We start from the raw sequence: 23,436 nt of genomic DNA, 5'->3' as shown, positions 1-23,436 counted from the left end.
CGGTTCAGCAGATACACCCTGGCATTCGAATCGCCCAAGAAATATGAATAATATATGACTCATTCCATTTGACATGAACCATATCAGGCTCATACTCAGCCTATGTTAACCACACTTCTGCAACAGATCCGCAACCGCCGCCAACAACTGGGTCTTCAGATTCAGGACATGCCCCTGCGCACTGGCCTCACCCGCCAGCAATACGGAAAGATCGAAAAGAACGGCAACCCGCGCCTCAACACCCTGGACCTGATTGCCGAAGGTCTGGATGCAAGCATGGTCCTGGTGCCCAAGGACCAACTCAAACTGATCGAAAAGATCCTTGCAGGCGCGCCGGTGTATTTCGAGGATGATCGACCTGTGGATAACTATCCGGAAAATCCTTGGGATGATCTGCCATGAGTGTAGAAACCGTAGCGGCCTTGAAGCTGACGCTGCATTCGCAACTGGTCGGTTACGTTACCGGCCATTCGAATGGCAAGAATGTACTCACCTTGGCTCCGGATTACATCGCTGATCCACACCGACGCACGCTGACCTTGTCTCACCTCAATCCGGACGTATTCAGACGTCAACTGGCAGACAAACACCCTTACGTCACGCATCACCGGCTTCACCCCGTGTTGAGCAATCTACTTCCGGAAGGCGCGCTGCGTAGCCTGGTTGCACAAGCCATGAAAGTGCATCCAGACAGCGAATTTCCCTTGTTGAGCTGGCTCGGTCTGGACTTGCCGGGTGCATTGGTCGCAACCCCGGTATCCGCCGACCATATCCCAGCCTATGCACTGGGCAACCACGGCAAGATCAATCCAGTATCCATCGACACACCCGACCATCGCTCGCACTTCTCGCTGGCCGGCGTACAGATGAAATTCTCCATGCACAACAGGGATGGCCGTTACATAACTGCCGATCCTGCGGCGCCGGGAGACTGGATCATCAAGACGCCCTCCACCGTTCACCCATTCGTGCCGCTCAACGAATACACCTGCATGCAGCTGGCACAGTTGGCAGGCGTCGACATTCCTGAAATACGCCTGATCGGCATGGACATGATCGACAGCTTGCCCGCAATCAACCTGCCCGACGAGCAGTGGGCCTACGGCATTCGTCGTTATGATCGGCTTGCCGGAGGGCAGCGCGTTCATTCAGAAGACTTCGCCCAGGTGCTTTACGCTTACGCCCACGATAAATACCGCAGCGGCCGTTATGAACAGATCGCCAGATTGCTCTACACCCAGACCCACCATGGCCAACGGGATGTCACGCAAATGGCTGTGCGTTTGCTGGTCAATGTGCTGCTGGCCAACGGCGACGCGCATCTGAAGAACTGGAGCCTGATCTATCCGGACACTTTCAGCGCAGAACTGTCCCCGGCTTACGACATCGTCGCGACCAAGGTATTTATTCCCGGCGAGAGCCAGTTTGCGTTGAACATGGCCGATACGAAAGCCTGGTATGACGTCTCGCTCGAACACTTCAAACGATGGGCTGAGACCTCTGGAATACCTTGGCGACCCGTGCTCGTTCATCTACGAGAAACACTGGACGCAGCACGAACGCTGTGGCCTGAGGCACTAGCCGCCAGCGTCATGAAGCCGGATCAGCAAGCGATCCTGCGCCAGCATTGGCAACACCTGCATGCGGACTTTCGGATCTCTTGACTGAATCAGCGAGCAAGGTTTTGAAACAATCCTAGTTTCGCTATTGTAAAGCCTGCCTATAGGTTCGTTGCACATGTCCAACAAAAAGAACCTGTCATGAATCGCACCGCAACCCCCTTTCAAATATCAGATCTGCGCACTGAACCTGGTTTTCTTGCCGTCGTGGGCGAGCGGCTGTGGCAAGCCTGGTGGAAGGAAGACGGCCACACCTTGGAAGATGTGCTGACGCTTCTGGAAGACAGCCTGCGTTCCAAGCCCATTCCCACCACTTTGGTCGCTCATGCAGGTGAGCGGTTCATGGGCACGGTATCGCTGATCGTTTCGGACATGGATGAACGAGTGCAGTATTCGCCCTGGCTGGCGGCGCTGTGGGTGGAGGCCGAGAGCCGCAATGAGGGCGTCGGGGCGGCATTACTCACAGCCGGAATGCAGAAAGCGAAAGCGGAGGGTGTCGAGCGGGTCTATCTATGTGCCGTCGAGGAAAAGTCGGCGTACTACCGTCGGCTTGGCTGGGAGCAGATCGAGACTGACGTTGGGGGCGATGAATATCTTCACCAAAGCGTCAGGGTAATTGCATTGAAACGCCTGGCCGCGGTGCAGCAGGCAGACTGCGGTGTCTGTTTCGCGGGCAGAGCCCGCTCCCACACGGGCTCGTAGCATGCGCCGGAACCGCGAATTGGACGCCGCGACTTGTCAGGTTCACCCCTACGCATACGGGAGCTTGCGCGATCACACCGCCATTGGTGCAGTCAGTGGCGCGTGGTGTTCGTAGCCTTCCAGGGTAAAGTCGCTGGGTTCGATCAGCTCCAGCCACTCTGGTTGGTACACACCAGTCTTCGCGAACTCAGGCACGCGGTCGGAGATCACCAGCTTGGGGGCCGGTAACGGCTCGCGTTTCATCTGCTCGTTGAGCATGTCCAGATGGTTCTCGTACACATGGGCGTCGCCGATGAAGTAGGTGAACCAGCGCGGCGTGTAGCCGGTCAGGCGTCCGACCAGCGACAGCAGCGCGGCGCCTTCGGTGAGGTTGAACGGCGTGCCCAGACCCAGGTCGTTGGAGCGGATGTACAACGTCAACGAGATCTCGCGGGTTTCCGGGTTGGGGTGGAACTGGTACAGCAGATGGCACGGCGGCAGTGCCATTTCATCGAGCTGGGCGCAGTTCCAGCCGTGGAACAGGATCCGACGGCTGCCCGGGTCCTTGATGATGGTGTCGACGCACTGGCGAATCTGGTCGATGGCCTTGTACAGCACCACGAAGCTCTCGCCGTTTTCCTCGGCCTGGGCAATCTGCTGATAGCCTTGGCTGGTGGCCAGTTCGATCGCCGCCGGGTTGCTCAGGGCGATGCGTTTGTAGGCTGGCCACTGGCGCCACTGCACGCCATAGATCTCGCCCAGGTCGTCTTCACCCTGGCGGAAGGGGTTGGCCAGCCATTGGGCGTTCTCGTTGGCGTTCTGGTCCCAGACCTTGCAGCCCAAGGCGCGGAATTCGGCGGCATTGTTGACGCCGCGCAGGAACCCGACCATTTCGCCGATGGCCGACTTGAAGGCCAGGCGCCGGGTGGTGATCGCCGGAAAGCCTTCCTGCAGGTCGAACCGCAGCATGGCACCCGGGAAACTGATGGTGCGCACGCCGGTGCGGTTGCTTTGCAAGGTGCCGTTCTTGATGACGTGGGCGACCAGTTCCAGATATTGCTTCATGACGTACCTGCATCGTTCAGGGCGCAACCTTGATCGCGCCCAGGCAAAAAAGAATCAAACAGCCGGGCGCGGAGCTGCCGGCGCGCGGTGGTAGGCCAGCCAGATCAACCCCAGACCGCCCAGGATCATCGGCAGACACAGCACCTGCCCCATCGTCAGCCAGCCCCACGCCAGGTAGCCCAACTGCGCATCGGGCACGCGGACGAACTCGACGATGAAGCGGAAGATGCCGTAGAACAGGGCGAACATGCCCGATACGGCCATGGTCGGCCGCGGCTTGCGCGAGAATAGCCAGAGGATGACGAACAACGCGACGCCTTCCAGCGCAAACTGGTAGAGCTGCGAAGGGTGACGGGGCAACTGCGCCGGATCGCTGAAAGCCGGGAAGATCATGGCCCAGGGCACGTCGGTGGGCTTGCCCCACAGCTCGGCGTTGATGAAGTTGCCGATGCGCCCGGCGCCCAGACCGATGGGCACCAGCGGAGCGATGAAGTCCATCAGCTGGAAGAACGACTTGTTGTTCTTCTTGCCGAACCACCAAGTGGCCAGCATCACGCCCAGCAGCCCGCCATGGAACGACATGCCGCCCTTCCACACCTCGAATATCAAGGTCGGGTTGGCGATGTATTGCTCCAGGTCGTAGAACAGCACGTAGCCGAGGCGGCCGCCGAGGATCACCCCCATTGCGCACCAGAACACCAGGTCCGAGAGTTTTTCCTTGGTCCAGGTCGGGTCGAACCCGTTGAGCCGGCGCGAGGCCAGCAACCAGGCGCCACCAATGCCCACCAGGTACATCAAGCCGTACCAGTGGATTTTCAGCGGTCCGATGGCCAGTGCCACCGGGTCGATCTGCGGGTAAGGCAGCATTGCAATTCCTCAGCTAAGCAAAAAACTCATGCCGACGCTGAACAGCAGCGCGGCGAGCAGGTGTATGAGCACCTTGAACGATGATCTGGGCGCCCGGCGCACCGCGTATCTGAAGAAACCAGACGGTGATGGCGATGCATGCCAAGGCGGGCGCATGGACGAATTCGGAACTATACGCTGGGCCAGGGCACCCGTGCAGGCACCGAGCGGCTGGTACATCGCAATTTCACGATTGCACCCGCAAGCAAGTGCGGCATGGTACCGGAACCCATGCCTGGCGCTCCACCTCGCAGCGATGGATAGGACAACGATGGACCGGTAGAGTGAAGTCAAACTACAAGGATCTTTCCGTATGTGTCTGATCGTTTTCACCTGGCAGCCCGGCCAAGCCCAACCCCTGGTACTGGCAGGCAACCGTGACGAATTCCACGCCCGACCCACGGCGCCGTTGTCCCAGTGGCGGGAGTCTTGCGGGGTGTACGCCGGTCGGGACCTGGAGGCAGGCGGTAGCTGGCTGGGGATCGGGCCGAACGGGCGTATCGCCGCGCTGACCAATATCCGTCGTCCCGGTCAGCCACCGGCGCGGCGCTCCCGTGGTGATCTGGTGGCGGGTTTTCTGACCGGTGAACAGTCGATCGACGCTTACCTGCAGGCCGTCACGGATCGCCTGGACCAATACGCCGGATTCAATCTGCTGCTCGGTGATGGTCAGCGCCTGTGCTACCTGCACTCCGCTGCAGGCACGCCGCAGTACCTGGAGGCAGGCACCTACGGGCTGTCCAATGCCAGCCTCGACACGCCATGGCCCAAGCTGGTGAAAGCCCGTCACGGGCTGGAGGTCGCCGGTAGCCAGCCTGACGCATTACTGGCCATGCTGGCCGATGCCGACCAGGCACCGGAACATGCGCTACCCGATACGGGCGTAGGCCTGGCCACCGAGCGGCTGCTGTCGAGTGTGTTCATCACCGGCGCCAGTTACGGAACGCGGGCCAGCACGGTGGTTATCGTTGACGCCGAGGGTCATCGGGAAATGATCGAGCGCAGCTTTGGCCCGTTGGGCAGCACGCTGGGTGAGGTTCGTCTGCAGGGGGTCTAGCGAGCGCTAAACCGAGCGCCCGATGCGCTTGCCCTGGCGTTTGCCGATGTCGCGAGCCTGGCCATCGCGCTGCTTGCCGGTGCGCGCATCGCTGATCAGGCCGGGAATCAACGCGCCTTCAGGCAGATTCTTCCAGAAGCGAGTGGGCAAGTGGCCTTGCATGACCTTGGGGTTCAAGCGCGCCGGGTTGAAGATGTGACTGTAATAGGTCAGCCACAGCTCGCCCTGGGGGTCATGGGCCTGCTGCGCGAGTTGCTGCCACTCCAATGGGCATCGCCGTTCGTGGATCAACTGGGTGCCGTCGTAATAGACACCGTCCTGAGGCGTCGCTATCAGCCAGCGACTGCGCCCCATGCGCCCGATGAAATGCTCGCTGGCCAAGGCCAGGATGTCGTGCGCCGGTTCGTGCCAAGCCACGTATTCAGGACCGGGGGGACCCTCGGTCGCGACCGGCATCTCGACGAAGCGCAGAAAGGCATGCAGATGATGGCTCTCGCGCCGAACTTGCTTGATACGCCGGTGCAGCTCACTGCCCAGGCGATCACCGGCCAGCATGGCCGTGCGGTCGCCATGGCTGACGCGCCAGAGCACTTCGTACAACAGGCTCCAGCGTTGCTCGCCACGGTACTGCGCAGCGCTTTGCAGCAGCTCGATGAGGGCCACGGGAATGCGCGCCTGGAAAGGACCGATTTCCTCCGGGTAATGCTCGTCCGTGGCGAACAGGTCCGCTACGGTGTTCCAGCCCACATGACTCGGATCGATCTGATGGCTGAGCAGCCAACGCGCCTGCTGCCGCCAGGTGGCGAACAGGTCGTCGCAGTCCAGACATATCATCCCCAGAGCCCCAATTGCTGGGGCTGGGGGCGATCACGCAGTTGGTCGCGCAGCAGCAAAGTAGAGATTTCTGCCTGCTGTGGGTGGTAGTCGCTGGTGATGAAGAACGGCTTGGCCTTAGCCAGTACGCAACGCAGGCGGGTCAGGTCTTCATAGCGGATTCGCCGCTGCCGACGCAGCTCCACCAGGCGCTTGGTGGTACGCAGACCGATGCCGGGAATGCGGGCGATCAGCGCAGGTTCCGCACGGTTCAGATCCAATGGGAAGACGCTTCGGTTTTCCAGCGCCCAGGCCAGCTTGGGGTCGATATCCAGCGCCAGGTCGCCCGGACCGGAGAGCAGCTCGTCGGCCTTGTAGCCATAGCTGCGCAGCAGGAAGTCGGCCTGGTAGAGGCGGTGCTCGCGCATCAGCGGCGGTGCTGCCAGCGGCACGCTCTTGGGGCTGTTGGGGATGGGGCTGAACGCCGAATAGTAGACCCGCTTCAGGCCGTAGTTGCCGTACAGGGATTCGGCGCTGTGCAGGATGGTGCTGTCGTCGGTCTGGTCGGCACCGACGATCATCTGCGTGCTTTGCCCAGCCGGTGTGAAGCGTGGCGCGCGCGGTTCGTTGAGCACGGTCTGCTGGCCCGTGTAGATGGTGCTCATGGCTTTCTTGATCGATTTCACATCCTTTTCCGGCGCCAGGGTCTGCAGGCTGGCATCGGTGGGCAGCTCGATGTTCACGCTCAGACGATCGGCGTAGCGACCCGCCTCTTCGATGAGTGCCGGGTCGGCTTCGGGAATGGTCTTGAGGTGGATGTAGCCGCGGAACTGATGTTCCTCGCGCAGCAGGCGCGCCACGCGGATCAGCTGTTCCATGGTGTAGTCGGCCGAACGGATGATGCCGGAGCTCAGGAACAAGCCGCTGATGCAGTTGCGCCGATAGAAGTCCACGGTCAGGCGCACCACTTCCTCAGGCGTGAAACGCGCCCGTGGCACGTCGCTGGAACGGCGGTTGACGCAGTACTGGCAGTCGAACAGGCAGAAATTGGTCAGCAGTATCTTGAGCAGCGATACACAGCGACCATCCGGCGTGTAGCTGTGGCAAATGCCCATGCCGTTGGTCGAACCCAGCCCGCCCTTGCCTTCGGAGCTGCGCTTGGGCGCACCGCTGCTGGCGCACGAGGCATCGTACTTGGCGGCGTCGGCGAGGATGCTGAGCTTATCGATCAATTGCATGAAATTTCCCGATACTGTTTTTATGTACAGTACAGAAATACAGGCACTTCATCAACGCCGCCGGTCGGCCAGAAGCCAGGCCACACGCGGCCTGGAACGGGACGAGCGCTACATGGGCCGGGTTCAGTCGATGGTTTCGAACTGATCCTTGATGTAGCGGATTTCGGTGCGCCCATGGGGTGCCGGCAGGCCGTCTTCGCCCAGGTTGACGAACACCAGCTTGTCCACGGTGAGGATGCTCTTGCGCGTGATCTTGTTGCGCACCTCGCAGGTCAGGGTGATGGAGGTCCGCCCGAATTCAGTGGCGGTGATGCCCAGTTCGATGATGTCGCCCTGGCGCGAGGCGCTGACGAAATTGATCTCGGAGATGTACTTGGTCACCACCCGCTGGTTGCCCAATTGCACGATCGCGTAGATAGCCGCTTCTTCGTCGATCCAGCGCAGCAGGCTGCCACCGAACAGGGTGCCGTTGGGGTTGAGGTCTTCAGGTTTTACCCATTTGCGCGTATGAAAATTCATGCTGGCTCCTCTGCTCTTCACCTAAGTGTGTCGAATCATGGCAGACCACAGCGCCCGCCTCCATTGAGCTTTGCCTATGAATACCATTATCCATCCGGCGGTAATCGTCAGAAATACTTTGGAAGCTGGCCACACCTCTATATAATCGCCAGCGATTCACTCAACGGCCTTCTTCATTTCCCGGCCGTTCCCGCCACCCGTCCGAGGGGCGCTGCAGCAGGTTCGACCTGTCAGGCTCGGATGGGGCGTTGTCCCTACAGGTCTTGCCTGGGGACGCCAAACGCATACAACGGCGCCCATTCGAACCTACGAATGGAGGCTCTTAATGAGCGCTGTACTTACGCCTGCTGGTTTTTCCGATTTCAAAGTCGCCGACATCTCCCTGGCTGCCTGGGGCCGTCGCGAAACCATCATTGCCGAGTCGGAAATGCCCGCACTGATGGGCCTGCGCCGCAAATACGCCGGCCAGCTGCCGCTGCAGGGCGCGAAGATCCTGGGCTGCATTCACATGACCATCCAGACCGCCGTACTGATCGAAACCCTGGTCGCTCTGGGTGCCGAAGTTCGCTGGTCTTCGTGCAACATCTTCTCCACCCAGGATCAGGCCGCCGCCGCCATCGCCGCCGCCGGAATCCCGGTGTTCGCCTGGAAAGGTGAAACCGAAGAAGAATACGAGTGGTGCATCGAGCAGACCATCCTCAAGGATGGCCAGCCATGGGATGCCAACATGATCCTGGACGACGGCGGCGACCTGACCGAAATCCTGCACAAGAAATACCCGGCCATGCTGGACAAGATCCACGGCGTGACCGAAGAAACCACCACCGGCGTGCACCGCCTGCTGGACATGCTGGCCAAGGGCGAACTGAAGATCCCGGCCATCAACGTCAACGACTCGGTGACCAAGAGCAAGAACGACAACAAGTACGGCTGCCGTCACAGCCTCAACGACGCCATCAAGCGCGGCACCGACCACCTGTTGTCGGGCAAGCAGGCACTGGTGATCGGCTACGGTGACGTGGGCAAGGGTTCGGCTCAGTCGCTGCGTCAGGAAGGCATGATCGTCAAGATCTCCGAGGTCGACCCGATCTGCGCCATGCAGGCCTGCATGGACGGCTTCGAGCTGGTCTCGCCGTTCATCGATGGCATCAACGACGGCACTGAGGCAAGCATCGACAAGGCACTGCTGGGCAAGATCGACCTGATCGTCACCACCACCGGTAACGTCAACGTCTGCGATGCCAACATGCTCAAGGCGCTGAAGAAGCGTGCCGTGGTCTGCAACATCGGCCACTTCGACAACGAAATCGACACCGCTTTCATGCGCAAGAACTGGGCATGGGAAGAAGTGAAGCCACAGGTCCACAAGATCCACCGTACCGGTGCCGGTAGCTTCGACGCGCAGAACGACGACTACCTGATCCTGCTGGCCGAAGGCCGTCTGGTGAACCTGGGCAACGCCACCGGCCACCCAAGCCGCATCATGGACGGTTCGTTCGCCAACCAGGTGCTGGCGCAGATCTTCCTGTTCGAGCAGAAGTACGCCGACCTGGACGCCGACGGCAAGGCTGCCCGCCTGACCGTCGAAGTGTTGCCGAAGAAACTGGACGAAGAAGTGGCCCTGGAAATGGTCCGCGGCTTCGGCGGCGTGGTCACTCAACTGACCCAGCAGCAGGCCGACTACATCGGCGTGACCGTCGAAGGTCCGTTCAAGCCAGAAGCCTACCGCTACTAAGCGTTCAGGCTCTTGATACGGCGGGCCAGTCAACGCTGGCCCGCTCGATGGGTTTACCGAGAAACTGCCATGTCTCACGATCGTCCCTTAAGCTTCGAGTTCTTTCCCACCAAGACCGATGCCGGGCATGAAAAGCTGATGGGCGTCGCCCGCCAGTTGGCTGCCTACAAACCCGATTTCTTTTCCTGCACCTACGGCGCCGGCGGTTCGACCCGCGACCGTACCCTGAACACCGTTCTGCAGCTGGAAAGCGAAGTCAACGTTCCCGCCGCTCCGCACCTTTCGTGCGTGGGCGACAGTAAACAAGACCTGCGCGGTCTGCTCGACCAGTACCGGTCGGCCGGCATCAAGCGCATCGTCGCGCTGCGCGGCGACCTGCCATCGGGTATGGGCATGTCCAGCGGCGAGCTGCGCCATGCCAATGACCTGGTCGAGTTCATTCGTGCCGAAACCGGCGATCACTTCCACATCGAAGTGGCGGCCTACCCCGAGATGCACCCGCAGGCACGCAACTTCGAAGATGACCTGGTCAACTTCGCGCGCAAGGCCAACGCTGGCGCGAGCAGTGCGATCACCCAGTACTTCTTCAACGCTGACAGCTACTTCTACTTCGTCGAGCGCGTGCAGAAGCTGGGCGTGAACATTCCAATCGTGCCGGGCATCATGCCGATCACCAACTACAGCAAGCTGGCGCGCTTCTCCGATGCCTGCGGCGCGGAAATCCCGCGCTGGGTGCGCAAGCAGCTGGAAGCCTATGGCGATGACGTGAAAAGCATCCAGGCGTTCGGCGAGGAAGTGATCACGCAGATGTGCGAGCGGTTGTTGCAGGGCGGTGCCCCCGGCCTGCATTTCTATACCCTGAACCAGGCAGAACCCAGCTTGGCGGTATGGAACAATCTGAAACTGGGCCGCTGAGTCCTCTCGCATAGCCTCAAGGCCCTGGCATTCTGCCGGGGCCTTTTTGTATCGATCAGTCGCAATAGAATCAGGTCAGTGGTGCCTGAAGCCCGGCATAGACCTTTTCAAGCGCGGCAAGGCGTCGTAATCTCCGGCCCATGGTTGCCATCCTCCGCTCGTTGCCCTCTGCGCTTCTCCTTTGCTGGTGCCTGCAGGCCCATGGCGAAACGCTGCGCATCGTTACCGATTCCTGGGCACCTTATGCCTTTGAAGAGAACGGCACCGCGCAAGGGATCGACTATGACATCACGGCGCTGATCTTCGAACGCCTGGGCATCCAGGTGCAGTGGCAATTCCTGCCATGGAAACGCTGCCTGGCGATGCTCGACCAGGGCCAGGCGGATGGGATCCTCGACATCTTCCAGACCAACGAACGCGACGCAAGCCTGTTCTATGCCAAGGAACCGCTGTCGGAAGTGGAATGGGTGTTCTACCAGGCCAATGATCGACCGCACCCGGTGCGCAGCATGGCCGACCTCGACGGGCTGACCGTGGGCATTACGGCCGGCTACGACTATGGCGACGAGTTCGAACAGGCGCCCGGTGTCACCCGCGAGAGCGGGCCCAGTCAGGAAGCAAACTTCGGCAAGCTGGCCAAGGCACGCATCGACCTGTTGATCACCGACCGCCGCGTCGGCGAGTACACCGTCAAGCGGCTGGGCCTGCAACAGCGGGTCAGTCCGCTGCCCCTGGAGATCGGCAACAATCCGCAGTTTCTGGCGGTGCGCCGAGGCGCCGGAATGGATCTGCTGGTGCAGCGTTTCGCTGCCGAACTGCGCCGGTTCAAGCAGGAGCCTGCTTATGAGCAGCTACTGGCACGCTATGCCGTTGGGCCAATGAGTGGTAAAACGATACCTTCCGCTGCGCCGCAGACACTGCAGCCAACGCCCGCGGGCACCGCTGGGCAGCGTGAAAGCAGCGCAATGTGATTGCTCTGTTATACTCGGCCCTTGTGCCAGGCTTACGTCCGGCCGCTCGGCCTTGCCAAGGCCTCCCGAAGCACCTGCCCGCTGGGCCTGAGCCCGCGCACCGCTTCGTGAAGCGCACTTTGCAACCCCAGCAGGACCGGACGCGACAGTGTCACCCCACACCCGTCGCGCCAGGCAAGATTATCCCTCGGGCATAAGCCCCTACTAGAACAGGATTACTCATGTCCTTTGCTTCCCTCGGTCTCTCCGAGGCTCTAGTCCGCGCCATCGAGGCAGCGGGCTACACCCAGCCCACCCCGGTGCAACAGCGGGCCATTCCCGCCGTGTTGCAAGGCCGCGACCTGATGGTCGCCGCTCAGACAGGTACAGGTAAGACCGGCGGCTTCGCCCTTCCGATTCTGGAGCGGCTGTTCCCAGGTGGTCACCCGGACAAATCCCAACGTCACGGCCCGCGCCAACCGCGCGTTCTGGTCCTGACCCCCACTCGCGAACTGGCTGCCCAGGTTCACGACAGCTTCAAGCTCTACGCCCGCGACCTCAAGTTCGTCAGCGCCTGCATCTTCGGCGGCGTCGGCATGAACCCGCAGGTACAGGCCATGTCCCGCGGCGTCGACGTGCTGGTGGCCTGCCCCGGCCGTCTGCTCGACCTGTGTGGCCAAGGCAGCGTCGATCTGTCCCACGTTGAAATCCTCGTGCTCGACGAAGCCGACCGCATGCTCGACATGGGCTTCGTGCACGACGTTAAGAAGGTCCTTGCGCGCCTGCCGTCCAAGCGTCAGAACCTGCTGTTCTCGGCGACGTTCTCCAAGGACATCACCGACCTGGCGGGCAAGCTGCTGCACAACCCCGAGCGCATCGAAGTCACGCCGCCCAACACCACGGTCGAGCGTATCGAGCAGCGCGTCTATCGCCTGGCCTCCAGCCACAAGCGTTCGCTGCTGGCGCACCTGATCACTCAGGGCGCGTGGGAGCAGGTGCTGGTGTTCACCCGTACCAAGCACGGCGCCAACCGCCTGGCCGAGTACCTGGAGAAGCACGGTCTGAGCGCCGTGGCGATCCACGGCAACAAGAGTCAGAACGCGCGCACCAAGGCCCTGGCCGACTTCAAGGCCGGCTCCGTACGCATCATGGTCGCCACCGACATTGCGGCGCGTGGCCTGGACATCGACCAGCTGCCACACGTGGTCAATTTCGAGCTGCCCAACGTCGACGAAGACTACGTGCACCGTATCGGCCGTACCGGTCGTGCCGGTCGTAGTGGCGAGGCGATCTCGCTGGTTGCGCCAGACGAAGAGAAGCTGCTCAAGAGCATCGAGCGCATGACCAAGCAGAAGATCCCGGACGGTGATCTGATGGGGTTCGATGCCAGCACCGTGGAAGCGGAAAAACCCGAGGTGCGCGAGCGTCCTCAGGCCAACAATGCCCGCGGTGCTCGCGCACCTCGCGGCGATGGCACCAGCAACGCCAGCAGCGGTCGCAAGGACAAAGGGAAGGACAAAGGCAAGGAAAAGCCCGCCGGGGCGCGTTCTGAACGCCAACCCCGTGACCAGAAGCCACGTCAGCCACAGGCTGCACGCGCGGCCGTAGAACCGGCGGTTTCCGCCAACCGTGCGCCGGACGAATTCCTCGATGACGAAGTGGACAACTTCGGCAACCGTGCGGATTACGTCAGCCCCTATCAGGGCAAGAACCAAGGGCGCGGTCGTCGTCCTGCCGGTTCTGCACCGGCCGGTGGTACTGCTCCAGCAGCAGCGCCTCGCCAGGGTCGCCCTGCCGGTGGCGCACCGCGCAACGGTGGCGGCGCACGTTCGGCCGGCACTGGCGACAACGCCGGCGCCAAGCGCGGTCCGCGCAGCAACGGGGGTGGCGCTCGTGACGGCCAGCCACGTCGCGACAGCAACCCGCGTAACCGCCGTCCGGCGCGCGACGAGCAGCCCCGCCAGGAACCGGCGGTGAGCAACTCGCGCAACCCGAGCCAACCGGTAATCGTGCACAAGGAATCGAAGATCGATCGTTTCCCGACTGCCGAGCAACTGGAGCAATTGCCGAGCCGCCCGCGGGGTGAAAAACCTGCACTGCTGACGCGCAATCGCGAAGGCTGAGCATGAGGTAGGCAGGCTCGCTGCCCTGTGGGAGCGGGCTCTGCCCGCGAAGGTTTCACCACGGCTCCCATGCCGGATACAAAAAAACGCCGCAGCCCTCACAGGCTGCGGCGTTTTTCATGTCAGCGAATCACTTACTTCGCTTTCACACCTTCGAAGGTGAAGTACAGCTCGACGGTGTCCGACTGTGGCCCCAGGTCCATGGACTTGGGTGCGAAGTCCTTGCGGTTGATCGAAGTGGTGCCTTCGAAGCCGGCACGGTAGCCGCCCCATGGATCCTTGCCTTCGCCCAGGAAGGTGGCCTTGATCACGACGGGCTTGGTCACGCCGTGCAGGGTCAAGTCACCGGTCACGTCAGCAGTGGTCTTGCCATCGGCGCTCTTGCCGGTCGGCTTGACGCTGGTGGACTTGAAGGTGGCTTCCGGGAAGTTGGCCACGTCCAGAAAGTCCTTGCTGCTGATGTGCTTGTCACGCTCGGCGTGGTTGGTGAACACGCTGGCAGTCTTGAGGGTCACGTCGATCTTGGCGTCTTCGGGCTTGGCGGCATCGAAGCTGAACTTGCCGTCGAAGTCCTTGAAGGTACCGGTGATGAAGCTGTAGCCCAGGTGGCTGATCTTGAAGTCGACGAAAGCGTGCTGGCCTTCCTTGTCGATGGTGTAGTCAGCGGCCATGGCCTGGCCTGCGGTGAACAGGGCAGTGCCAATGGCGAGTGCAGCGAGGGTTTTTTTCAACATGGGGAGTATTCCTCTTGAAGTTTGATAGGTACGACAGTCAAGCTTTGCGACCCAGCATACGGATGAGGGTTGCATCACGATCGATGAAGTGGTGTTTCAATGCAGCCAAGCCGTGCAGTACGGTGAATATCACCAGTACCCACGCCAGGTAGAAATGCACGGTACCGGCGGTTTCCGCCTGATTGGGCAGGCCGCTGACCAGCGCCGGTATTTCGAACAGCCCGAAAACCGGAATGCCTACCCCGTCTGCGGTCGAGATCAGGTAGCCGGCGCTCATCACCAGGAACAGGTCCGCATAGAGGAACAGGTGCCCCAGATGAGCCGCCGTGCGGGTCAGCTTGCCCTGGTTAGGTGTGGGCGGCGGGGGTGGGCTGATGAAGCGCCAGACCACGCGCACAAGCATGAAGAAGAACAGCACCAGGCCGATGCTTTTGTGCAGGTCAGGGCCGGCCTTGCGCCATGGGTCGTAGTAACCCAGGCCCACCATCCACAACCCAAGAGCGAAAAGCCCGAATACGGTCAGCGCGACGCCCCAGTGCAGGACGATGCTGACCCAGCCATAGCGTGAAGTGGAATTACGTAGTTGCATGTGCCTGGACCTTGTAAGAACTGCGCTCAAGATGACTGACTTATCTATCGGATTAAAGCGGAAAATCTCGCTTTGAAATATCGATAAAGTTGATTAAGACAGTATTAAGCGCACTGCTCTGAGGCCAGGAACGCGGTTTTATACGCGTAAAGGCGCCGCCGACCCGTGAAAAGGCCGACGGCTGCGGTGCGAAACCTACGGCTGCACTGTAGGTTTGGTTACTTCAACCTTGTTTTTGGATTCAACCGGTTTTTTCACTTCGGCTGGCTTTTTGACCACAGGCTTCTTGGTTTCCGCCTTCTTGGGCTCCGGTTTTTTCGTTTCCACCTTCTTCACCGGCGCGGCTTTCTTCGCAGGCTCCGCCTTGACCGGTGCGGGCGCGGGCACGACGGCGGGCACCGGAACAGGTGCAGGCGTGGGCGCTGGAACGGGAGCAGGTGCAGCCGCCGGTACTGGCGCAGGTGCCGGCTCGACGGGCTTGGCCGCTGGCGTGTCGCCGCCGCCGAACCACTTGGAGAAGAACCCAGGCTTGCTCTCGGCAGCCTTGACCGGCGCTGCTGCAGGCGGCGCGACCTTGACCGGTTCGAAGGACTTGCCTGCCGCCAGATCAACCACTTGGCCGGCAGCACGCTGACCGCTGCGTAGCGCGCCTTCCAGCGTGCCGGGGTACAGCGAGTCGGTGTGTTCACCCGCGAAGGCGATGCGCTGCTGCGGCTTCTCCCAGACTTTCCAGAACTTGCTGATCTGCCCCGGTCCGTAGGCCAGGTAGGCACCGCCATACGAAGGATCGGTGCTGTAGCGACGGATCTCGTAGCCGGTGTAGGCACCGCGCGCCTGTGGATAGAACGCGTGCAGGCGAATCAACACCTGGTCGACCATCTGCTTGTCGCCAAAGGCCTGCAGCAGGCGGGCGTTGTCACCGGACAGGTTGATCACCACATTGGCGCCACCCTTCAAGGCGGGCTCGATCCACAACATGCCCAGCCCGGTGTTGCTGTAGATCTCGCCGGACATCCGCGCCTTGCTGTCCCACACCGGCGTCTTGAATTTGAGCAGCAGTTGGTCACGCCAGCCATAGTTGGTGCCCTTGATTGCCGCCAGCTGGCGGTTGTCCAGTGCAGGGGTGAAGGCGATCTTGCCCAATGCGCGCAGAGGGACGGCCAGGACCACGTAGCTGGCCTGGTAGCCCACGGCGCCCACTTTGACGGTCACGCCGTCCTTGTCCTGGCTGATGGCCGACACCGGTGAATCGGTCTTGATGGTCTTGATCTGTTTGACGAACGCCTGAGCCAGCACCGGGCTGCCACCGATCAGGCGCGAGGCGCGCAGATCACGGTCGTCGATATCCTGATAGACCCGGTTCTGCTGGGCGAAATACAGCAGCGACAGACGCGACGGTTCGTCGTAGCGCGTACGAATCTTCTGATTGATCAGTTGCCGTGCCGTAGGGGGCAGTTGCAGGCGATCCAGCCAGTTGGACACGTTGATCTGGTCCAGGGCGAACAGGGTGCTGGTCGCGCCGGGGTTTTCCGGATCCTTGACCGAGCGGGCGAGGTCATCCAGGGTTTTCTCGTAGCGCTTGAGGGCTTCCGCAGTCGCTGGCTGCTTGATGGCCAGGTCGGCGGCGGTGAAATATTCGCCGTCGATCAGGTAGCCAGGGTTGCGGACGAATTCCGGCGCCGGCTGGGTGGCCAGCTTGAAGGTGTTCACGTAACCATTGAGCACCGGCTGGATCTTGCTGCCGCCGATCCACTCACTGGTGGCCAGGCCCGAGCGGCCGCCCAGGCTGGGTCGTGCCTCCAGCAAGGTGACTTGCCAGCCCTTGGCCTGCAGCTCGTAGGCGGCTGTCAGCCCCGCCAGACCGCCGCCGACGACGATCGCCGTCTGTGCCTTGTCATTGCCCAACGCCTGCGCGCTGAACAGCCCTACTACTATCAGCGCCCAGGCGCGCAACCAACCAGCAGACATGCAGAGAACTCCGGCAGAGCAAGCGAAATGGCCGGATCGAGCCCCGGCAGTGGCAAATTGCCGCGCAGCATACGCCAGCGGCATAGTGCCCGCCAGTGTCGACATCGAGCATGTTTGGGTTGTTAGCCAAGGCCTCATTGCATAGGCTTGCGCGACTGTTTGCCAAGCGTGTTGCCGCGGGAGAGAAAGATGGGACTCAACGATCAGTGGATGAAACGAGACCTCGAGGTTTTGTGGCACCCCTGCACCCAGATGAAAGACCACGAGCGGCTGCCGCTGATCCCGATCAAACGCGGCGAAGGCGTGTGGCTGGAGGACTTCGAGGGTAAGCGCTACCTAGACGCGGTCAGCTCCTGGTGGGTCAATGTCTTCGGGCATGCCAATCCGCGCATCAATCAGCGCATCAAGGATCAGGTCGATCAGCTTGAACACGTGATCCTGGCCGGTTTCAGCCATCAGCCGGTGATCGAGCTGTCCGAGCGTCTGGTCAAGATGACGCCCGAAGGGCTGACTCGCTGCTTCTACGCCGACAACGGCTCTTCGTGCATCGAAGTCGCGTTGAAGATGAGCTTTCACTACTGGGTCAACCGCGGTCAGCCGAACAAGAAGCGCTTCGTCACCCTGACCAACAGCTACCACGGCGAAACCATCGCCGCGATGTCGGTCGGTGACGTGCCGTTGTTCACCGAGACCTACAAGGCGCTGCTGCTCGATACTCTGAAAGTCCCCAGCCCGGACTGCTACCTGCGGCCCGAAGGCGTGAGCTGGGAAGAACACTCGCGCACCCTCTTCCAGGCCATGGAACAGACCCTGGCCGAGCACCATGAAAGCGTGGCCGCCGTGATCATCGAGCCGTTGATTCAGGGCGCGGGCGGCATGCGCATGTATCACCCGGTGTACCTCAAGCTGTTGCGCGAAGCGTGCGACCGCTACGGCGTACACCTGATCCACGACGAGATCGCCGTGGGCTTCGGTCGCACCGGGACGATGTTCGCCTGCGAGCAGGCCGGCATTCGCCCGGATTTCCTGTGCCTGTCCAAGGCGCTGACCGGCGGCTACCTGCCGCTGGCGGCCTGCGTGACCACCGACGACGTCTACAGCGCGTTCTACGACGACTACCCGACCCTGCGTGCCTTCCTGCATTCGCACAGCTACACCGGCAACCCGTTGGCCTGTGCTGCGGCTCTGGCCACGCTGGACATCTTCGAGCAGGACAACGTCATCGAGAACAACCGCGCCCTGGCCCAGCGAATGGCCACTGCCACCGCGCACCTGGCCGACCATGCCCACGTGGCCGAGGTGCGTCAGACCGGCATGGTCCTGGCCATCGAAATGGTCCAGGACAAGGCCAGCAAGACTGCCTACCCCTGGCAGGAGCGACGCGGACTCAAGGTGTTCAACCACGCCCTGGAGCGTGGCGCGCTGCTGCGACCGCTGGGCAGCGTGGTGTATTTCCTGCCGCCCTATGTGATCACGCCGGAGCAGATCGACTTCCTGGCCGAGGTGGCCAGCGAGGGGATCGATATCGCCACGCGCAGCAGCGTGAGCGTGCAGGTGGCTGAAGATTTCCATCCCGGGTTTCGCGATCCGGGTTGAGGGTGTTCAGTGCCTGTACCGGCCTCTTCGCGGGCACAGCCCGCTCCCACAAGGACCGCATGAGCGACCGAAACTTCCTGTGGGAGCGGGGCGGGCGGCGAGCCCTCTGCCCGCGAAGAGGGCAGAATAAACACCACAAAATCATCAGAGACACCCCCCATGCGACTGTCCCGCTTTTTCATCGACGCCCCCCTGAGCCTGGGCGAACACGAACTCCCCGAAGCCCAGGCCCACTACATCGGCCGCGTGCTGCGCATGGCCACCGGCGACAAGGTCCAGCTGTTCGACGGCAGCGGTCAGGAATTCTTGGGCACCTTGCTGGAAGTGGGCAAGAAACGTGTCAGCGTTACCCTCGACGAACAGTTCACCGGCCAACCCGACTCGCCGCTTGCCATCCATCTGGGCCAGGGTCTGTCCCGTGGCGAGCGAATGGATTGGGCGATCCAGAAGGCCACCGAACTGGGCGTGAGCGAGATCACCCCGCTGGTGAGCGAACGCTGCGAGGTCCGCCTCAAGGACGAACGCGCCGACAAGCGTCTGGCCCACTGGCGACAGGTGGCCATCAGCGCCTGCGAGCAATGTGGTCGCTCCAGCGTGCCGGTCATTCATTCGCCGCAGGTGTTGGCCGACTGGGTTGCCGCGAGCAACGCTGAGCTCAAGCTGGTGCTGCACCCTGTCGCAGAGCCGCTACTCAGCCACACCAAGCCTGCCAGCCTGGCGTTCCTGATCGGGCCCGAAGGGGGCCTCAGCGATGCCGAAGTCGAGCATGCCAAGGCCGGCGGCTTTCACGCTGCCCGCCTCGGCCCCCGCGTGCTGCGCACCGAAACCGCGCCGGTGGTCGCCCTGGCGGTGGCCCAGCAGCTGTGGGGGGATTTCTAGGCTTCAGAGGACGTAGAAAAAGATCGCGATGAAGTGCAGCACGCTGCCCGCGATCACGAACAGGTGCCAGATACCGTGGGCGTGGCGCAGACGCTTGTCCAGCGCGAAGAAGATGATGCCCACGGTGTACAGCACACCGCCTGCAGCCAGCAAGGCGAACCCAACTGGCCCGAGCAGGTGCAGCAGCGGCTGGACCGCGACCAGCACGATCCAGCCCATCACCGCGTAGATGACGATGGACAGCACACGGGCCTCGGAGCGAGGCTTGATCTCCTGCAGCATGCCCAGCACCGCCAGCCCCCAGACCACGCCGAACAAACTCCAGCCCCAGGGCCCGCGCAGGGTTACCAGGCAGAACGGCGTGTAGCTGCCGGCGATCAGCAGGTAGATCGACAGGTGATCGAGCTTCTGCATGATCGCTTTGCGGCGCCCACGCACGCTGTGGTAGATCGTGGACACGCTGTAGAGCACGATCAGCGTAGCGCCGTAGATGCACACGCTGACGATCTTCCAGGGGTCACCTTCAAACGCCGCCAGAAGCAGCAGCCAGACAGCACCGACCGCCGCTAGCACGGCGCCCACCAGATGGGTCCAGGCGTTCATTCGTTCGCCATGGTACATACACAACTCCTCGCTCCCCGTAGCAGCGGCGCAAGCCGCGTCGGCGGGCACTGCGGTGAGGCCTGGAAGAACGCGGTGAGGCCTGACGCGGCTCGCGCCGCTGCTACAGGGTCAGCGTACGACGATGCCTTGCTTGGCCATGAAGGCCTTGGCTTCGGGTACGGTGTATTCGCCGAAGTGGAAGATACTGGCGGCCAGCACCGCGCTCGCGCCGCCCTGGATCACGCCATCGGCCAGGTGCTGCAGGTTGCCCACCCCACCGGAGGCGATCACCGGAATGCCCAGCGCATCGCTGATGGCGCGGGTCACGCCCAGGTCGAAGCCATTCTTCATGCCGTCCTGATCCATGCTGGTCAGCAGGATCTCACCCGCACCCAGGCCTTCCATCTTCTGCGCCCATTGCACGGCGTCCAGCCCGGTCGGTTTGCGACCACCGTGGGTGAAGATTTCCCAACGCGGCTCTTCGCCCGGCCCGGAAACCTTCTTTGCGTCGATGGCCACCACAATGCATTGCGAGCCAAAGCGCGAAGCCGCTTCGCCGACGAACTCGGGGTTGAACACCGCCGCCGTGTTGATCGAGACCTTGTCGGCACCGGCATTGAGCAGGTTGCGGATGTCCGCCACCGTGCGCACGCCGCCGCCTACGGTCAGCGGGATGAACACCTGGCTGGCCATGCGCTCCACGGTGTGCAACGTGGTGTCACGGCCGTCGACACTGGCGGTGATGTCGAGAAAGGTGATCTCGTCGGCGCCCTGCTCGTCGTAGCGCCGGGCGATCTCGACCGGGTCACCGGCGTCGCGGATGTTCTCGAACTTGACGCCCTTGACCACGCGGCCGTTGTCCACGTCCAGGCAAGGGATGATGCGTTTGGCCAGGGCCATGGGGGTTCTCCGATCGGATTGGGAGCAAGGTGCCGGCGGACGCGGCTTGCGCCGCTGCTACAGGGAGCCGGGGCGCGGGCCGCGTTTAGCCATTACGCGTTGTACGAATCGCAAAAAGCCTGGGCCTCGGCGACGTCCAGGGTGCCTTCGTAGATAGCCCTGCCAGTGATGGCACCGATGATGCCCGGGGCCTTGGCGTCCAGCAGGGCACGGATGTCGCCCAGGTTGTGGATACCGCCAGAAGCGATCACCGGGATCCTGGTCGCGGCCGCCAGGGCAGCGGTGAAGGGCACGTTGCAGCCCTGCATCATGCCGTCCTTGGCGATGTCGGTGTAGACGATCGCCGACACGCCGTCGGCCTCGAAGCGCTTGGCCAGGTCGATGACCTGCACCGTACTCACTTCCGCCCAGCCGTCGGTGGCGACGAAGCCGTCCTTGGCGTCCAGGCCGACGATGACCTTGCCGGGGAACGCACGGCAGGCCTCGGCGACGAACTCGGGCTGCTTGACCGCCTTGGTACCGATGATCACGTAGCTGACGCCGGCCTTGACGTAGTGCTCGATGGTTTCCAGCGAACGGATGCCGCCGCCGATCTGGATCGGCAGATCCGGATAGCGCTTGGCGATCGCGGTGACCACCTCGCCGTTCACTGGCTGGCCTTCGAAGGCACCGTTGAGGTCGACCAGGTGCAGGCGACGGCAGCCGCCTTCGACCCACTTGGCCGCCATGCTCACCGGATCGTCCGAGAACACCGTGGAATCTTCCATGCGGCCCTGGCGCAGGCGCACGCAGGCACCGTCTTTAAGATCGATAGCGGGGATAATCAGCATCTGCAAAAACCTTCGGGGTCGGTGAACGGCGATGCTCGGAAGTCAGTTCTTCTCGAGCGCCCACAGGTCGCTCTCGATGCTTTCGAACCTCTCGCTGAGGTGCGCCTGCACATCGAAAATCGCCCTGTTGTAATAGTGTGGAGCCATTTCGCGGGTGAACAGCTCGAGCACCTCGAGGGCCTCGAACGAACCCAGGTCCAGATCGAAGCGGTCGCGCATGAACCGCTTGATCTTGTCGGCCGCTTCGCTTTCCTGCTCCGGCGTCAGGGTGAGAATGGGCGGCTTGCTGGCCTTGGCCATTACCAGCGTCCATCCCAGGCTGCGAAGTTCTGCAGCAGCTGCAGGCCATGGGTATGGCTTTTCTCGGGGTGGAACTGCACGGCGAAACGTGAACCTTCGGCCAGTGCCGCAGCGAAGTCGCGACCGTAATGGCCGCGCCCTACCACTTGGCCCGGCTTGCCGGCCTCGATGTAGTAGCTGTGCACGAAGTAGAAGCGCGCCAGGTCGGGGATGTCGTGCCACAGCGGGTGATCCACCGCCTGCTGCACTTCGTTCCAGCCCATGTGCGGGACTTTCAGGTGTTCGCCGTCTTCGTGCAGGTCCTTGCCGAAGAAGCGCACCTTGCCGGGAAACACGCCGATGCAGTCGACGCCGGCGTTTTCCTCGCTGTGCTCCATCAGCGCCTGCATGCCGACGCAGATCCCCAGAAACGGCCGGTCCCGACTGACTTCGCGCACCAGCGCATCGAAGCCCAGGCGGCGGATCTCGGCCATGCAATCGCGGATCGCGCCGACACCGGGGAAAACCACGCGGTCGGCTTCGCGAATGACATTGGCGTCACTGGTGATCAGCACCTTGCCGGCACCCACGTGCTCCAGGGCCTTGGCCACGGAGTGCAGGTTGCCCATGCCATAGTCGATTACCGCGACGGTCTGCATTAGAGCACGCCCTTGGTCGACGGCATCTGGCCGGCCATGCGTTCGTCGACGGCGACGGCCATGCGCAGGGCGCGGCCGAAGGCCTTGAACACGGTTTCGATCTGGTGATGGGTGTTGTGCCCGCGCAGGTTGTCGATGTGCAGGGAGACGTTGGCGTGGTTGACGAAGCCCTGGAAGAATTCCTGGAACAGGTCGACGTCGAAGCCGCCAACGGTGGCGCGGGTATAGGGCACGTGCATCTGCAGGCCGGGGCGGCCGGAGAAGTCGATGACCACGCGCGACAGCGCTTCGTCCAGCGGGACGTAGGCATGGCCGTAGCGAAAGATGCCCTTTTTGTCGCCGATGGCCTTGGCGAACGCCTGGCCCAGGGTGATGCCGACGTCCTCCACGGTGTGGTGGTCGTCGATGTGCAGGTCGCCCTTGCACTCGATGTCCAGGTCGATCAGCCCGTGCCGGGCGATCTGGTCAAGCATGTGCTCAAGAAAAGGAACGCCGATATCGAATCGGGCCTTTCCGGTGCCATCCAGGTTGATCGAGGCTTTGATCTGGGTTTCCAGAGTGTTGCGCTCGACGAACGCGATACGTTCGGCCATCACCAGCTCCGCAAAATCGTTGGGCGAAAAAGGTGATCATTATAGGCACGCGGGCGGGAAACAGGAACACAAGAGGGGGAATGGGTGATCTGCGGTGGCCTTTTCGCGGCCGATGACCGCTCCTACGGGTGTCGTAGGAGCGGTCATCGGCCGCGAAGGGGCATCACCGATTCAAACGTCTACAT

24 protein-coding genes and 1 riboswitch are annotated in these 23,436 nt (G+C 62.1%); of the genes, 10 read left to right on the top strand and 14 right to left on the bottom strand.

The features are described from left to right. The first annotated feature begins 102 nt into the window (after positions 1 to 102). The 3 genes from QMX89_RS20125 (at position 103) to QMX89_RS20115 (ending at position 2,321) form a co-directional block, all read left to right on the top strand. Positions 103 to 402 carry a helix-turn-helix transcriptional regulator gene (locus QMX89_RS20125; protein WP_282349581.1) on the top strand — a complete coding sequence of 100 codons (300 nt, stop codon included), beginning with the start codon at positions 103 to 105 and terminating at the stop codon, positions 400 to 402. Next, positions 399 to 1,664, top strand: a complete 1,266-nt coding sequence (locus QMX89_RS20120) for a type II toxin-antitoxin system HipA family toxin (RefSeq protein ID WP_282349580.1) — start codon at positions 399 to 401, stop codon at positions 1,662 to 1,664. The genes QMX89_RS20125 and QMX89_RS20120 overlap by 4 nt, the downstream gene beginning before the upstream one ends. A gap of 96 nt (positions 1,665 to 1,760) precedes the next feature. After that, on the top strand, positions 1,761 to 2,321 hold the full coding sequence (locus QMX89_RS20115; protein ID WP_282349579.1) for a GNAT family N-acetyltransferase: 561 nt from the start codon (positions 1,761 to 1,763) through the stop codon (positions 2,319 to 2,321). A gap of 72 nt (positions 2,322 to 2,393) precedes the next feature. On the opposite strand, the gene QMX89_RS20110 is transcribed toward QMX89_RS20115, so the two are convergent. Beyond that, on the bottom strand, positions 2,394 to 3,365 hold the full coding sequence (locus QMX89_RS20110) for a thymidylate synthase (protein WP_049861664.1): 972 nt from the start codon (positions 3,363 to 3,365) through the stop codon (positions 2,394 to 2,396). A gap of 54 nt (positions 3,366 to 3,419) precedes the next feature. Continuing rightward, on the bottom strand, positions 3,420 to 4,232 hold the full coding sequence (gene lgt, locus QMX89_RS20105) for a prolipoprotein diacylglyceryl transferase (protein ID WP_282349578.1): 813 nt from the start codon (positions 4,230 to 4,232) through the stop codon (positions 3,420 to 3,422). Between the two features lie 352 nt (positions 4,233 to 4,584). Here lgt and QMX89_RS20100 point away from each other — a divergent pair, with 352 nt between their 5' ends. Continuing rightward, positions 4,585 to 5,328 carry an NRDE family protein gene (locus tag QMX89_RS20100; protein ID WP_282349577.1) on the top strand — a complete coding sequence of 248 codons (744 nt, stop codon included), beginning with the start codon at positions 4,585 to 4,587 and terminating at the stop codon, positions 5,326 to 5,328. A gap of 6 nt (positions 5,329 to 5,334) precedes the next feature. Here QMX89_RS20100 and QMX89_RS20095 read toward each other — a convergent pair whose 3' ends face one another. The 3 genes from QMX89_RS20095 to QMX89_RS20085 form a co-directional block, all read right to left on the bottom strand. Further along, complete coding sequence (locus QMX89_RS20095; RefSeq protein WP_090355382.1) at positions 5,335 to 6,162, bottom strand: TIGR03915 family putative DNA repair protein; 828 nt, start codon at positions 6,160 to 6,162, stop codon at positions 5,335 to 5,337. Continuing rightward, positions 6,159 to 7,379, bottom strand: a complete 1,221-nt coding sequence (locus QMX89_RS20090) for a putative DNA modification/repair radical SAM protein (protein ID WP_056844491.1) — start codon at positions 7,377 to 7,379, stop codon at positions 6,159 to 6,161. The genes QMX89_RS20095 and QMX89_RS20090 overlap by 4 nt, the downstream gene beginning before the upstream one ends. 123 nt (positions 7,380 to 7,502) lie before the next feature. Beyond that, positions 7,503 to 7,898, bottom strand: coding sequence for a hotdog domain-containing protein (locus QMX89_RS20085; protein ID WP_043191602.1), 396 nt, complete (start codon positions 7,896 to 7,898; stop codon positions 7,503 to 7,505). 197 nt (positions 7,899 to 8,095) lie between these two features. Next, a riboswitch (S-adenosyl-L-homocysteine riboswitch) is annotated at positions 8,096 to 8,203 on the top strand. Positions 8,204 to 8,223: 20 nt separating this feature from the next. Between QMX89_RS20085 and ahcY the strand changes: the two genes are divergently transcribed. The 4 genes from ahcY (at position 8,224) to QMX89_RS20065 (ending at position 13,621) form a co-directional block, all read left to right on the top strand. Further along, positions 8,224 to 9,633 (top strand): adenosylhomocysteinase, encoded by a 1,410-nt coding sequence (gene ahcY / locus QMX89_RS20080; protein ID WP_049861659.1) that lies wholly within the window; start codon positions 8,224 to 8,226, stop codon positions 9,631 to 9,633. Between the two features lie 69 nt (positions 9,634 to 9,702). Beyond that, the gene (metF, locus tag QMX89_RS20075; protein WP_056844492.1) at positions 9,703 to 10,548 is read left to right on the top strand and encodes a methylenetetrahydrofolate reductase [NAD(P)H]; all 846 of its coding nucleotides are present in this window, start codon (positions 9,703 to 9,705) and stop codon (positions 10,546 to 10,548) included. Between the two features lie 140 nt (positions 10,549 to 10,688). Next, entirely contained in the window at positions 10,689 to 11,519 is an 831-nt protein-coding gene (locus QMX89_RS20070) for a transporter substrate-binding domain-containing protein (RefSeq protein WP_282349575.1), read from the top strand. A 221-nt stretch (positions 11,520 to 11,740) separates the two neighbouring features. Then, complete coding sequence (locus tag QMX89_RS20065; protein ID WP_049861656.1) at positions 11,741 to 13,621, top strand: DEAD/DEAH box helicase; 1,881 nt, start codon at positions 11,741 to 11,743, stop codon at positions 13,619 to 13,621. 134 nt (positions 13,622 to 13,755) lie between these two features. Here the strand turns inward: QMX89_RS20065 and QMX89_RS20060 are convergent, their stop codons facing one another. The 3 genes from QMX89_RS20060 to QMX89_RS20050 form a co-directional block, all read right to left on the bottom strand. Further along, positions 13,756 to 14,355 carry a YceI family protein gene (locus tag QMX89_RS20060; protein WP_049861655.1) on the bottom strand — a complete coding sequence of 200 codons (600 nt, stop codon included), beginning with the start codon at positions 14,353 to 14,355 and terminating at the stop codon, positions 13,756 to 13,758. A gap of 37 nt (positions 14,356 to 14,392) precedes the next feature. Next, positions 14,393 to 14,944: a cytochrome b gene (locus QMX89_RS20055; RefSeq protein WP_282349573.1), complete on the bottom strand. Its 552-nt coding sequence runs from the start codon at positions 14,942 to 14,944 to the stop codon at positions 14,393 to 14,395. Between the two features lie 195 nt (positions 14,945 to 15,139). Then, positions 15,140 to 16,912 carry an FAD-dependent oxidoreductase gene (locus tag QMX89_RS20050; RefSeq protein WP_282349572.1) on the bottom strand — a complete coding sequence of 591 codons (1,773 nt, stop codon included), beginning with the start codon at positions 16,910 to 16,912 and terminating at the stop codon, positions 15,140 to 15,142. Positions 16,913 to 17,101: 189 nt separating this feature from the next. Between QMX89_RS20050 and QMX89_RS20045 the strand changes: the two genes are divergently transcribed. Together QMX89_RS20045 and QMX89_RS20040 are read left to right on the top strand one after the other, a co-directional pair. Then, complete coding sequence (locus QMX89_RS20045) at positions 17,102 to 18,508, top strand: adenosylmethionine--8-amino-7-oxononanoate transaminase (protein WP_192000788.1); 1,407 nt, start codon at positions 17,102 to 17,104, stop codon at positions 18,506 to 18,508. 159 nt (positions 18,509 to 18,667) lie between these two features. Then, positions 18,668 to 19,387, top strand: a complete 720-nt coding sequence (locus QMX89_RS20040; RefSeq protein ID WP_282349569.1) for a 16S rRNA (uracil(1498)-N(3))-methyltransferase — start codon at positions 18,668 to 18,670, stop codon at positions 19,385 to 19,387. A 3-nt stretch (positions 19,388 to 19,390) separates the two neighbouring features. On the opposite strand, the gene QMX89_RS20035 is transcribed toward QMX89_RS20040, so the two are convergent. The 6 genes from QMX89_RS20035 to hisB form a co-directional block, all read right to left on the bottom strand. Continuing rightward, the gene (locus QMX89_RS20035; RefSeq protein WP_282349568.1) at positions 19,391 to 20,008 is read right to left on the bottom strand and encodes a hemolysin III family protein; all 618 of its coding nucleotides are present in this window, start codon (positions 20,006 to 20,008) and stop codon (positions 19,391 to 19,393) included. Between the two features lie 111 nt (positions 20,009 to 20,119). Continuing rightward, positions 20,120 to 20,890 carry an imidazole glycerol phosphate synthase subunit HisF gene (gene hisF / locus QMX89_RS20030; RefSeq protein ID WP_043191638.1) on the bottom strand — a complete coding sequence of 257 codons (771 nt, stop codon included), beginning with the start codon at positions 20,888 to 20,890 and terminating at the stop codon, positions 20,120 to 20,122. Positions 20,891 to 20,982: 92 nt separating this feature from the next. Beyond that, complete coding sequence (gene hisA, locus QMX89_RS20025; RefSeq protein ID WP_122743892.1) at positions 20,983 to 21,720, bottom strand: 1-(5-phosphoribosyl)-5-[(5-phosphoribosylamino)methylideneamino]imidazole-4-carboxamide isomerase; 738 nt, start codon at positions 21,718 to 21,720, stop codon at positions 20,983 to 20,985. A 42-nt stretch (positions 21,721 to 21,762) separates the two neighbouring features. Beyond that, the gene (locus QMX89_RS20020; protein WP_049861648.1) at positions 21,763 to 22,020 is read right to left on the bottom strand and encodes a DUF2164 domain-containing protein; all 258 of its coding nucleotides are present in this window, start codon (positions 22,018 to 22,020) and stop codon (positions 21,763 to 21,765) included. After that, positions 22,020 to 22,658, bottom strand: a complete 639-nt coding sequence (hisH, locus tag QMX89_RS20015; protein WP_049861647.1) for an imidazole glycerol phosphate synthase subunit HisH — start codon at positions 22,656 to 22,658, stop codon at positions 22,020 to 22,022. The genes QMX89_RS20020 and hisH overlap by 1 nt, the downstream gene beginning before the upstream one ends. Beyond that, positions 22,658 to 23,251 (bottom strand): imidazoleglycerol-phosphate dehydratase HisB, encoded by a 594-nt coding sequence (gene hisB / locus QMX89_RS20010; protein WP_043191647.1) that lies wholly within the window; start codon positions 23,249 to 23,251, stop codon positions 22,658 to 22,660. Before hisB ends, hisH begins: the two co-directional genes overlap by 1 nt. Positions 23,252 to 23,436 lie beyond the last annotated feature (185 nt).

The sequence above is a fragment of the Pseudomonas sp. PS01301 genome (assembly GCF_029960215.1).
GTDB lineage: Bacteria > Pseudomonadota > Gammaproteobacteria > Pseudomonadales > Pseudomonadaceae > Aquipseudomonas > Aquipseudomonas coleopterorum.
This window is presented reverse-complemented; position numbering and strand designations above follow the sequence as displayed.